This window comes from Collinsella sp. D33t1_170424_A12, assembly GCF_015554865.1.
Taxonomy (GTDB): domain Bacteria; phylum Actinomycetota; class Coriobacteriia; order Coriobacteriales; family Coriobacteriaceae; genus Collinsella.
Genome location: NZ_JADNJJ010000164.1, coordinates 1 through 12,116, shown reverse-complemented (window position 1 = coordinate 12,116; position 12,116 = coordinate 1). Strand labels below are relative to the sequence as shown.

General features: G+C 65.0%; 12 protein-coding genes. 1 reads left to right on the top strand and 11 read right to left on the bottom strand.

Annotated elements, in window-relative coordinates:
* The 4 genes from I2E26_RS07180 to I2E26_RS07165 form a co-directional block, all read right to left on the bottom strand.
* On the bottom strand, positions 1-1,004 hold a 1,004-nt coding region (locus I2E26_RS07180; RefSeq protein ID WP_195420185.1), incomplete at its 3' end, for a 4Fe-4S binding protein.
* Positions 1,005-1,139: 135 nt separating this feature from the next.
* Entirely contained in the window at positions 1,140-1,973 is an 834-nt protein-coding gene (locus I2E26_RS07175) for a MerR family transcriptional regulator (RefSeq protein WP_195420184.1), read from the bottom strand.
* A 243-nt stretch (positions 1,974-2,216) separates the two neighbouring features.
* Entirely contained in the window at positions 2,217-3,488 is a 1,272-nt protein-coding gene (locus I2E26_RS07170; protein WP_195420183.1) for an MFS transporter, read from the bottom strand.
* 382 nt (positions 3,489-3,870) lie between these two features.
* The gene (locus tag I2E26_RS07165; RefSeq protein WP_195420182.1) at positions 3,871-4,287 is read right to left on the bottom strand and encodes a peptide deformylase; all 417 of its coding nucleotides are present in this window, start codon (positions 4,285-4,287) and stop codon (positions 3,871-3,873) included.
* 420 nt (positions 4,288-4,707) lie between these two features.
* Between I2E26_RS07165 and I2E26_RS07160 the strand changes: the two genes are divergently transcribed.
* On the top strand, positions 4,708-5,787 hold the full coding sequence (locus tag I2E26_RS07160) for a 6-phosphofructokinase (protein WP_195420181.1): 1,080 nt from the start codon (positions 4,708-4,710) through the stop codon (positions 5,785-5,787).
* Between the two features lie 106 nt (positions 5,788-5,893).
* Here I2E26_RS07160 and I2E26_RS07155 read toward each other — a convergent pair whose 3' ends face one another.
* The 7 genes from I2E26_RS07155 to I2E26_RS07125 form a co-directional block, all read right to left on the bottom strand.
* Positions 5,894-6,520, bottom strand: a complete 627-nt coding sequence (locus I2E26_RS07155; protein ID WP_195420180.1) for a histidine phosphatase family protein — start codon at positions 6,518-6,520, stop codon at positions 5,894-5,896.
* Between the two features lie 139 nt (positions 6,521-6,659).
* Complete coding sequence (locus I2E26_RS07150) at positions 6,660-7,811, bottom strand: cation diffusion facilitator family transporter (RefSeq protein ID WP_195420179.1); 1,152 nt, start codon at positions 7,809-7,811, stop codon at positions 6,660-6,662.
* Positions 7,812-8,042: 231 nt separating this feature from the next.
* Positions 8,043-8,351, bottom strand: coding sequence for a 30S ribosomal protein S10 (gene rpsJ / locus I2E26_RS07145; RefSeq protein WP_147588936.1), 309 nt, complete (start codon positions 8,349-8,351; stop codon positions 8,043-8,045).
* Positions 8,352-8,413: 62 nt separating this feature from the next.
* Complete coding sequence (fusA, locus tag I2E26_RS07140) at positions 8,414-10,516, bottom strand: elongation factor G (RefSeq protein WP_195420178.1); 2,103 nt, start codon at positions 10,514-10,516, stop codon at positions 8,414-8,416.
* A 21-nt stretch (positions 10,517-10,537) separates the two neighbouring features.
* Positions 10,538-11,011, bottom strand: coding sequence for a 30S ribosomal protein S7 (gene rpsG, locus I2E26_RS07135; RefSeq protein WP_147588934.1), 474 nt, complete (start codon positions 11,009-11,011; stop codon positions 10,538-10,540).
* A gap of 47 nt (positions 11,012-11,058) precedes the next feature.
* A complete protein-coding gene (rpsL, locus tag I2E26_RS07130; RefSeq protein WP_147588933.1) occupies positions 11,059-11,430 on the bottom strand; it encodes a 30S ribosomal protein S12 in 372 nt (123 codons plus the stop codon).
* A 428-nt stretch (positions 11,431-11,858) separates the two neighbouring features.
* The coding region (locus tag I2E26_RS07125; RefSeq protein ID WP_195420177.1) for an LPXTG cell wall anchor domain-containing protein at positions 11,859-12,116 on the bottom strand (258 nt) is incomplete at its 5' end.

Sequence of the window (12,116 nt, the reverse complement as noted above, 5' to 3'; positions counted from 1 at the left end):
AACGTGGGGCACTGGCGCACGCACTCGCCGCACATGGTGCACTTCGAGAAATCGCACACCGGACGCTCCACGCGCACGCTCTCGGCGAGCTCGGGATGCGCCTGCAGCGTGGAGAGGAGCAGCTGGTTCTTCTGCATGAGGATGCGACGGCGCTTCTGCGTGGTCACGCCGCAGGCCTTGTTGAGCGTGCGCTCCAGGTTGGTGATCTGCTGCGAATGCGCCTTGAGGCGCTGCGATACCGACGCGATAGCGGCGGTGGCGGGGTTGAGCTTGGTCACCGCCAGGCCCGTGGAGCGCATGATGTTGTCCATGAACTCCTTGCGCTCGTATTCGCGGCGCTTCGTGCACGTGAGGTCGCGCGCCTCCACCTCCAGGCCCAGGCCGACGCCCGCCCACTCCTCAGCCGTGGCGATAGCCTCGCCGAGCATCTCCTCGCCGGTGGTGTTGCGGCAATGGGTGCAGATGTCGAGGGGGAGGTACACGCTCACGTTGGGGTAGTCGGCCAGGATCGAGAACCACACCTCGCGCGTCACATCGCCCACGCACGCCACCACGACCTCGTTCTCGCGCGGCAGGCGTCGCAGCGCGCGAGTGCAGGTGACGTACGCTGTCTCGTGCGCGGCAGCCGCCGCGGCGATGGCGTCGTAGAGCTTCTTGGGCTGGATTCGGGGCGAGACGAACGCCTCGGTCGGGCAGGCGGCCGCGCACAGGCCGCATTTGCGGCACGAATCGAGCACGTCGATGCCGCCGTCCTCGATATCGATCGCCTCGACGGGACATGCGTCCAGGCACGCCGTGCACGAGCTCTCCTCGTGCTTGCATACCAGGCACGGAATGGTGTTCGCACGCGGGCGCTCCTTGTAGTCCGCCGGGTTCCAATGGGGTGCATCGGGCGAACCCACGCCCATCAGCGCGTCGGTGACGCCGCCGAAGGGGTCCTTCAGGGCGCCCAGCCCCTTGCTGATATCGATGATGTCGTCAAACAGGTCGTGATTCTGCGCCATAGCGCCGCCTCCCTAGGGCCCGGCTCAAAAACGTAGCAACTTTTCCAGTGTAGGGCACGGCAGGCCGCTCGCACGGGTGCGCGCATCGAAGGCATAGATTCTCTTGACACCGGCTGCCGTCACGCGGATCGCGCGCTACGCACGCGCCTCCATGCGGCGGGCGAACTCCTCGAACACGCGGTTCGACACGTCGATCTGCGCCCCGTTGAAGGCGGCGCTCGCCGTGCGGTCGAGCAGCAGCTCGTAGTCCTTGTCCTCGCGCAGCCAGTTGCCCGGCGCGAAGCAATCGGAAAGCTGCTCGAGAAAGCCCAGGCAAGTCGCAACGGCCTCGGAGCGCGCGGGCTCGTCCGCATCGGTGGGCAGGTCGTTCACCAGCACGCTCACGCGCCGATACTCCCCCACCATGCCGCGCTCGACGATCGCCGTGAACACGCGCTCGATCTCGGCCAGCTCCTCCTCGGTATAGAGGTGGGCGGCTATGCCCATCGCCAGGCGGTCTGCATCGCTGAAGGCCACGCTCATGAACCCGGGCACGTCGCTGAGGCGCGCGAGGCGATCCATCGCCGCCAGCGCCCCCGCGGCGCGCTCGGGGAAATCGGCGGCCAGGTCGTGGGCGCGCAGGCGCGCGATCAAGGCGCGCTGCCGGCGCAGGTCCTCGATGCGCGACTCCAGTGCGGCGTCGAGCTCGGCCAGCAGCTCGTCGGCGCGCGGTCCGTCGTGCGGTGCGGCGCGCACGGCATCCGTCCCGCGCTCGGCGTCGAGCTCGTCGAGCATGCCCGCCACCTGGTCCAGATGGAACCCGAGCGAAGCCAGCTGTCGAATACGCAGCACGCGCAGCAGGGCGGCAGCATCGTAGTCGCGGTATCCGTTTGCCGAGCGCGGCGGCTCTTCCAACAAGCCTATGGCATGGTAGTGCCGCAGCGTGCGCGTCGTCACGCCGGCCAGCTTCGCCAACTCGTTGCTGCGCATGTGCCTCACCCGCTCCTGCTCGTCCGATACGCGCGCGGTCCCAAACCGCCTCGCCTCATGCTGCGCGTCCATCGATTATCGCACGCCCCCTCTCTCATCCAGCGCCATTTCGGCCATCTGCTCGTTCCTTCGCCCCATTCCGGCAAACATGCTCCGCCACGCCCGCGCCGCCACGCCGCCCGCATGCGCGAAAACGCCCGCGCACCATGAGCGCGCAGGCGTTCTCGACGTGTTGGATATCTGTTAGATGCGATCTGCGGCCAGGTCCTTCGCCTCGATATGACGCAGCGGGCGCGCCAGCAACGCGACCACGGTCACCACCAGCCAGGCGCCGGCGAGCACCGGGCCCGCGCCATGGATCTGCACCGTGGAGATGAGCACCGAGCCCACGAAGGCGCCGGCGGGCGCCACCACCAGGTAGAGCGCGTTGAGCGTTCCCATCGCCGAGCCGCGGCGCTCGTCGGGCACGCGGTCGAAGGCGAAGAATCCCAGCAGCGCCGAAGCGGGGCCGGCGAACAGGCCCAGCAGCGTAGCCGCGGCCAGCAGCACGGGCAGCTCGGGGAAGCGGCCCATCACGCCCACGGCGGCGGCCATGCCCACCAGCGAGACCACGAGCCAGCTCCGACGGCTCATCTTATGCGCCAGCGCGGTGTAGCCCATAGAGCCCATAAGCAGGCCCGCCCCCATGGCCGACACCACGTAGCCCACGGCCTCGGGCTGACCCATCTGGGTGAAGAACGCCGGAAGCACGATGCCCTGCAGGCTGCCCATCACCATGGTGATGCCGAACGAGAGCATGGTGGAGGCGCGCAGCAGCGGATCGGTCGCGAAAAGCGCGGTCAAGCCGTCCACCAGCACGGACTTCGCGGTCGCCAGCAGCGTAGCGCCCTTCGAGGGGACGGCGGCGCCATTCGCCTGCTCGGCCTCGGCCGCGGCGGCCACCTCGCCCACGGAGCGCGGAAGCGTCCACGTGACCAGCGCGGCGGCGCACGAGAACGCAGCGGTCACCCACAGCACGTCCGCTTCGTCCATAAAGCCGATGAGCAGCGCCGCCACCGCCGGGCCGATGATATTCACCAGCGCACCGAGCGACTGGCTCGCACCCACGAAGCGCTGCAGGTCGGCGCCCTCGCGCTCGCACACCGCGGGCAGCAGCGCGTCGCGCGCCGACATGCCCGGCACGTCGCCCACGGCGCCCAGCAGGCCCAGCAGGACGAACCAGCCGAAGCTCAAGCCCCATACCTCGTCGATGATGGGCAGCAGCGCGCAACTCGCCGCCGAGATGAAGTCCGCCACGATGCTCACGGTGCGGCGGTTCATGCGATCCAGCAGCGCGCCGCCCACCACGCCGCACACGAACTGCGGCACCGCGCAGATAAGCGCCAGCGAGCCGGCCGCCAGCACGTCGCCGGTGCGCGCGAGCAGCACCAGCGGCAGCACCACGCCGGCGATCGAGTTGCCGATGAGCGACAACGCATCGGATACCAGATAGCGCAAGACCGCGCCCTTGAACATAGATGCTCCTTCCAACCAAGCGGAAAAGGCCATGCCCTCCCCTGCATAAAACGGGCCGGCGCGCATGCGGGCCAGCCCGTCCATGATTGCGCGACGCCGTTCTTCGTCGCTTGGTTGGTATTCAAAACTACGACGTTACGTCGCAGTCAACGAGCCGCGGTAGGCAGGATCGGCCTCCATCGTTCCTCCCCACCTATGTGAGAGCCGTGGAGGAGCACATGGTCCCGGGCGCCCCACCCACGACACGGGGCAGGGATGTCCGCCGCACGGCGCGCTGCGGACGCAATCGCCCGCCTCCGATCGGCATGAAAAAGGCCCGAGTCGACCCCGGGCCCGTATACGAGCGCTCTGCAAACGCGATATGTTCGCCAGCAGCCTGCGATTACACCAGCTTGCCAGCGCAGTGATCGATGCCGTGCTGCACGCACTGGGCGGTGAAGTCCTGGAACGTACGCGTGCGCGGGACGAGCTGCTCGCCCACGAGCTCCTGGAAGGACACGCGAACCGTCTGGAAGCGCTTGACGCTCGAGACGCTCTCGAGGCTCAGGCAGCCCTCCTGCGCCCTGAACGGCTTCATGCCGGCCAGGACCTTGGGGTTGAAGAGCACGAAGACGTGCCCCTTCTGCTCGTACGCGACGATGGCCTTGTTCACGCCGATCTGGTTGGCGGCAAGGCAGGCGCAATCGTCGAGCGACTTGATGGTGTCGACGAGGTCCTGCGCGACCGCGGCGTCCTCGGCGGTAGCGGGCTCGGCAACCTGCGACAGCAGGATCTGGTCGTGCACGATTTCCTTGATCATGTCATTCCTTCCAAACGATTCCGGGCGCCGACGCGCAGGGTCGCCCACTCGGATGCTCGACATAGCTAGCTTCACGATGATACCGAATCGACGCGCAACGCGAGACGAGAGGGCCCGCACCCAGCGAAAACGCACACCTCGCGCGATACGGGTACGAGCTGGCCCGGCCGCGCGGCAGCGGTCGTGGCGGCATGGGCAGAACCGGAAAACCTGCTGCAGCTCAAACGCGGCAGGCGGGGCGCGACGCGGACGCGCTGCGGCACGGACGGTGCGGCGCCAACGCCAGCGCCGCAGCCCCAACGTAAAAAACACCTTACAGAACGCCGTTTTGCACGGCTGCCGGCACGCTGCGCGCCCCGTTGTGCCAAACTAGCTTCCGTACCCATTTTCTGTCACTTACCACGTATCTTGGGAGGACCCATGCCAAGAATCGGACTGCTCACCAGCGGTGGCGACTGCCAGGCGCTCAACGCGACCATGCGCGGCATCGTGAAGACCATGCTCCACAACGCCCACGAGCCCGTGGAGATCTACGGTTTCGAGGACGGCTACCAGGGCCTCATCTACGGCCGTTACAAGCTCATGAATATGAAGGATTTCAGCGGCATCCTCACGCGCGGCGGCACGATCCTGGGCACGAGCCGCACGCCGTTCAAGCGCCTCGATACCCCCGAGGCCGACGGCGTCGACAAGGTTCCCGCCATGGTGCGCACCTACCAGAAGCTTCGCCTGGATTGCCTGTTCATGCTGGGCGGCAACGGCTCCACCAAGACGGCCAACCGCCTGCGTGAGGAGGGCCTCAACGTGATCGCCCTGCCCAAGACCATCGACAACGATACCTTCGGCACCGACATCACCTTCGGCTTTACCAGCGCCGTCGAGGTAGCCACGCGCTGCATCGACGACATCCACACCACGGCGTCCAGCCACGGTCGCGTCTTCGTGATCGAGATCATGGGCCACAAGGTCGGCTGGATCCCCCTGTACGCGGCCGTCGCCGGCGGCGCCGACGTCTGCCTCATCCCCGAGATTCCCTACGACTTCGCCAGCGTGCAGGCTGCCATCGAGCGCCGCATGGAGGCCGGCAGCCGCTTCACCATCGTGGTGGTGGCCGAGGGCGCCATCTCCAAGGAGGACGCCGCCCTGCCCAAGAAGGAGTACAAGGCCAAGGTGGCAGCGCGCACCTCTCCCTCCATCGCCTACGACCTCGCACGCCAGATCGAGGAGATCTGCGGTCGCGAGACGCGCGTGGCCATTCCGGGCCACACGCAGCGCGGCGGCGCACCCGATGCCCAAGATCGCATCTTCGCCACGCAGTGCGGCGTGGAGGCGGCGCTCGGCTGCCTCGAGGGCGAGTACGGCTTCATGGTGGCACAGCGCAACGGGCGCATGTGCCGCGTGCCGCTTGAGGAGGTGGCCGGCAAGCTCAAGCTCGTCGACCCCAACAGCGACCTGGTGCGCGAGGCCCGCGCGCTGGGCATCAGCTTCGGCGACGAGTAGGAACCGGCCGGTCGGCTATCGATTCACGCCAACGCGGGCGGTCCGCTAGCACAGCGGGCCGCCCGCGTTTTGCATGCCGAAGCGTTCGCGGCGATCGAGATGCGCGCTATGCCGGAAGATTCACGATCTTGGTATTCGAGAACACGCCGCTTTCCTCGTCGAAATCGAAGACCAGCACGCAGCAGTTACCCAGCGGCTGGTCCTGATCGCAGCGCGCCGCGTGCTCCCACGCGCGCTTGAACTGCATGGTGGCCGATCCGTGCGATACCGCCAGCAGGGTGCGCACGTCCTCGGGTGCCATGAGCGCGGTGAGCGCATCCACCATGCGCGACCGCACGGCCTCGCTGCCCTCTCCGCCCTCGGGCACCAACGTCTCGCCCGGATCCCATACGCCCGCGGTCACCGCGCTTTGCGGTCCACCCTCGTAGGGGCCGTAGCTTCGCTCGATCAGGCCGTCCACGACCTCGATGACGGGCACGGAACACGCCGCCTCGCCCGAACGCCCGGCTGCCTCCTGCAGCGCCTCGCGCGCGATGCACGCCGTGTTGTAGGCGCGCCCCAACGGCGAGGTGCATATACGGTCGAACGCCACCTGCCGGCTGGCAAGCCAAGCCGACGCCTCCCGCGCCTGGGCGATGCCCGTATCGGTAAGCGGCGAATCGCAACGCCCCTGAACCAGCTTCTGGACGTTGAACACCGTCTGCCCGTGACGCATCAAATAGAGCTGCTTCATCGTCTCTCCTCGTCTCCCGCCGGGATCCTCGGCCTATCCCCTCAGAAAAGTGCCTGTCCCTAATCCGAGGCGAGGCCTCAGAAAAGGGACAGGCACTTTTCTGAGGCGGGCTGCCCATCGAAGGGAAGGGCGCATCGGCCTACTGCTCGGCGCTCACATAGTCCTCGTCCACCGTGATCTTTGCCACGGCCTTGGGGTACTCGGCCTGCACGGACTCGGCCAGCTCGCGTTTGAGCTCAGACGCATTGAGCGTGCAATCCTCCGGACGCAGGCAGTCGAAGATGACGTTCGTATGCGTGGGCCCGGGCACCGTTCGCAGGTCGTGGATGGACACGCGCGGGTCGATCTCCTTCGCAAGCGCGTCGATGCGGTTGCGCATGTCCACCACAGCGGGATCGTTGGTCACGATGGGATCAAAGTGCAGGGTGACGATCATGCCATCCTCATCTTTAAATGACTGCTCGATGTTGTCGAGCGTATCGTGGCTCGCGATGGGATCTGATTCCGCGGCCATCTCGACGTGCGCGCTGGCGAACTGCCTGCCCGGGCCGTAATCGTGCACCATCAGGTCGTGCGTCCCCAACACGCCGGGATAGCTCATGATCTTGCTTCGGATGTGCTCGACGAGTCGCGGATCGGGCGCCGACCCAAGCAGGGGATCCACGGTATCCTTGATGAGCTGAATACCGCTCCAGCCGATATAGAGGCCAACCGCCAGGCCCATCCAGCCATCGAGCTCGATGCCGGTTACACGCGTTATGATCGCGGACGCCAGGACGACTGCGGTTGCGATGACGTCGTTTTTCGAATCCTGCGCGGTGGCCAGCAGGGTCTCGGATTCGATGCGCTCGCCAAGACGGCGATTGAACGCCGCCATCCAGAACTTCACGGCGATCGACAGCAGCAGGACCACGACGAGCGCCAGGGAGAACACCATGGGTTCGGGCGCCAAGAGCTTATCGATCGATGACTTCACCAGCTCGACGCCGATGAGGAGCACGAGGACCGCGACGACCAGGCCAGAAAGGTATTCATAGCGTCCGTGGCCATAGGGATGTTCGGGATCGGCCGGCTTGCTCGCGAGTTTGAAACCCAAGACGCTCACGATGTTCGAGCTCGCGTCGGACAGGTTGTTCAACGCGTCTGCCACGATGGAAACGGAGCCGCTGAGCAGGCCGATCACGGCCTTGGCTATGCACAGCACAACGTTGAGCACGATGCAAACCATACCGGCCATCGACCCAACCCGGGCGCGGTCGTCGCCCGCATGTCTCAGTATCCACTCAACCATGGAACTCTCCCCTCTCATATCTGCAATGCTTCATCATAGACCTCTTGGGATAGCGGCGCGAATGTTTCATAGACGTCGAAGCCGACCCAAAACGGTGCCGCTACCACATGGCCAACGTCCCGCGCATCCCCTAGCTGGGGCCATCCAAAATGAAAAAGGCCGCCACCCAAACGGATGACGGCCAGAATCGCATGCGATGTATGCGAGACGCGCGAGAATCGAGCGATCGGCTTAGAGCTTGATCTCGATGTCGACGCCGGCGGGGAGGTCGAGACGCATGAGCGAATCAACGGTGCCGCTGGTGGGGTCGAGGATGTCGATGAGGCGCTTGTGGGTGCGCATCTCGAACTGCTCGCGGGAGTCCTTGTTCACATGCGGGGAGCGGATAACCGTGTAGAGGTTGCGCTCGGTGGGCAGCGGAATGGGGCCGGAAACGCGAGCGCCGGTCTTCTGAGCGGTCTCGACAATGAGCTTCGCGGACTGATCGACGATCTCGTGATCATAGCCCTTGAGGCGGATCCTGATCTTCTGGCTAGACAACTTGAACCTCCAAATGGAATGCGAGGGCATCCTCGCGGGTGATACTAGTGCGAGCGGGTACCTTAGTTACCGTTCTTGCTCATGACCTCGTCCGTGATGGACTTGGGGGCGGGCTCGTACGAGTCGAACTGCATCGTATAGGATGCACGGCCCTGGGTCTGGGAGCGAAGGTCGGTAGCATAGCCGAACATCTCGCCCAGCGGCACCTTGGCGCGGATGACCTTGCTGCCAGCGCGGTCGTCCATGCCCTCGATCTTGCCACGGCGACCGGAGAGGTTGCCCATGACGTCGCCCATGTACTGCTCGGGGGTCTCGACCTCGACGGACATGTAGGGCTCGAGCAGGATCGGGTCGGACTTCTTGAGGGCGTCCTTGATGGCCATGGAGCCAGCGATCTTGAACGCGGCCTCGGAGGAGTCGACCTCGTGGTAGGAACCGTCGAACAGGGTGACCTTGACGTCGACGACCGGGTAGCCGGCGATGACGCCGGTGTTCAGCGCCTCCTGGATGCCCTTATCGATGGACGGGATGTAATCCTTGGGCACGACGCCGCCGACGATGGCGTTGACGAACTCGTAGCCGAAGCCCTCTTCCATCTTCTCGAGCTTGATGACGGCGTGACCGTACTGGCCGCGACCACCGGACTGGCGGACGAACTTGCCCTCGGCCTTCTCGACGTCGTGGCCCGGAGCCTCACGGTAGGCAACCTGGGGCTTACCCACGTTAGCCTCGACCTTGAACTCGCGGAGGAGACGGTCGACGATGATCTCGAGGTGCAGCTCGCCCATGCCGGCGATGATGGTCTGGCCGGTCTCGTGGTTGGTGGACACCTGGAAGGTCGGGTCCTCCTCGGCGAGCTTGGTCAGAGCGATGGACATCTTGTCCTGCTCGGCCTTGGACTTGGGCTCGATGGCGATGTCGATAACGGGCTTGGCGAACTCGATCTGCTCGAGGATGATCTCCTTGCCCTCCTCGCAGAGGGTGTCACCGGTGGTGGTGTTCTTCAGACCGACGGCAGCGAGGATGTCGCCGGCGAAGGCGCCGTCGACGTCGACGCGGTCGTTCGCGTTCATCTCGAGGATGCGGCCGAAGCGCTCGCGGTTGCCGGAGGTTGCGTTGGCAACATAGGAGCCGGCGTCCACGTGACCGGAGTACACGCGGAAGAACGTGAGCTTACCGACGAACGGGTCGGTAGAGATCTTGAAGGCCAGAGCGGAGAACGGAGCGTCGGAAGTAGCCTCGCGGGTCTCGGTCTCGCCCGTCTTGGGGTTGGTACCCTCGACAGCGGGAACGTCGAGCGGGCTGGGCAGGTAGTCGACGACGGCGTCGAGCAGCTCCTGAACGCCCTTGTTCTTGTAGGCGGAGCCCACGAGAACCGGGTTGAGCTCGTTAGCCAGGGTACCCTTGCGGATAGCGGCCTTGAGCATGTCGACGGGGATCTCCTCGTCCTCGAGGACCATCATCATGAGCTCGTCATCGTAGGTGGCGGCGGCGTCGAGCAGCTCGGCGCGCTTCTCCTCCACGATGTCGGCGAACTCGGCCGGGATCTCGTCGAGCGGCTCGGGATAGGTCATGCCCTTCGCGTCGGGCTTGAAGTCCCACGCGGTCATGGTGACGAGGTCGATGACGCCCCAGAAGTTGTCCTCGGCGCCCATCGGGACCTGGACGGCCACGGCGTTAGCCTGCAGGCGATCCTTCATGGTCTGGATGGCGTTGAAGAAGTCGGCACCGACGCGGTCATACTTGTTGATGAACGCGATACGGGGGACGTTGTAGTTGCGGGCCTGGCGCCACACGGTCTCGGACTGCGGCTGAACACCGGCAACGGCGTCGAAGACGGCGACGGCGCCGTCGAGAACGCGGAGGGAACGCTCGACCTCGGAGGTGAAGTCAACGTGGCCCGGGGTGTCGATGATCTGGATGCGGTAATCCTTGTTGTCCTTGTTCCAGAAGCAGGTGGTAGCTGCGGACTGGATGGTTACGCCGCGCTCCTGCTCCTGCACCATGAAGTCCATGGTGGCAGCGCCCTCGTGGGTCTCACCGATCTTGTGCTTCTTACCGGTGTAGTACAGGATGCGCTCGGTCGTGGTGGTCTTACCGGCATCGATGTGAGCCATGATGCCGATGTTACGGGTCTCGGAAAGCTTGTACTTGGGCTTAGCCATGACTGAAGTTCCTTCCCTAAATTACCAGCGGTAGTGAGAGAACGCGCGGTTGGCCTCGGCCATCTTGAAGACGTCCTCGCGCTTCTTCACGGAAGCGCCAACGCCGTTGGAGGCGTCGAGGATCTCGTTGGCGAGACGCTCGGCCATGGTCTTCTCCTTGCGGGCGCGGGAGAAGTTGACGATCCAGCGGATGGCGAGCTGGGTCGAACGACGGGAGTTGACCTCCATCGGGACCTGGTAGGTAGCGCCACCAACGCGCTTGGGCTTGACCTCGAGGGTCGGGCGGACGTTGTCCATGGCCTTCTTGAAGACGGCCAGGGCGTCGCCCTCGGACTTGGCGGCCACGATGTCGAAGGCGCCGTAGACGACGCGCTCGGCGGTAGCCTTCTTGCCGTCCAGGAGGACCTTGTTGATAAGCTGGGTCACGAGGCGGTTGTTGTAAACAGCATCCGGCATAACCTCGCGGCGATTATTCTTTGCTGCACGACGCGGCATATGAAATCTCCTCTATTCGTTGGATCAGATTGCGTAGGGTGTTATTCCTACTTCGGGCGCTTCGCGCCGTACTTGGAGCGGGACTGCTTGCGGTTGTTCACTGCAGCAGCGTCGTAGGCGCCACGGATGACGTGATAACGAACACCGGGGAGGTCGCGAACACGGCCGCCGCGGATGAGGACGATGGAGTGCTCCTGGAGGTTGTGGCCCTCGCCAGGAATGTATGCGGTGACCTCGATGCCGTTAACGAGACGGACACGGGCGACCTTACGAAGAGCCGAGTTCGGCTTCTTGGGGGACGTGGTGAACACGCGGGTGCACACGCCGCGCTTCTGGGAGTTGTGCTGCAGAGCTGCGTTCTTGGACTTCTTGGGAACGGACTTGCGGCCCTGGCGTACCAGCTGGTTAATAGTAGGCAAAACGTACTCCTTCTTCGTGATGATTCCAGCTTTTTCCTAAGTGCAACGGCTTGAATCGAGGCGTCAGCATCCGCCTACGAAACACGCAGTTCGATAGAATACGAGGTCGCAGCTGCTGTGTCAACAGTCCACGCGCCCGGGCGTATCGCTAATTGAGGCCAATAGCGCGGAATCTCCACAAACGGTGCCGGAAACACCGGGGCAGGCCCTTTCGCCCCCTCTATCAGAGCCGTTGCGACCTGGCTGTACGGCACCAGAAGCCCGCTTGGCGACATCCATCCTCCCCTGGCACACGGCACGTTTCAACCACCTCGAAACAAGACGATCCCCCGGGGCGCCATGCTCCGGGGGGTCGTGCGTTTGCGGCGGCACGCGCGCCCGTCGGCGCGCGAGCCTATGCAGCTGCTCGCGAACGAGAGATTCGTGCGCTATGCGGCGTTCTTACGACGACGCAGACCGATGCCCAAACCGGCACCGGCAACGCCCATGCCGGCGGCCATAAGGCCGATCAGCTGAGCGGGATCGCCCGTGGTGGGCAGGCCGTTGGACGAGCCGTTGCCCGGCTTGTTGCCCGGGTTCACGACCGGCTTGTCGGCGGGCTTCTTGGCGAGCGCCTTGACGGCGGCCTCGATGTCCGCGGCCATCTTGTCGACCTCGGCCTGCTTGTCGATCTTGTAGCCGCGCTT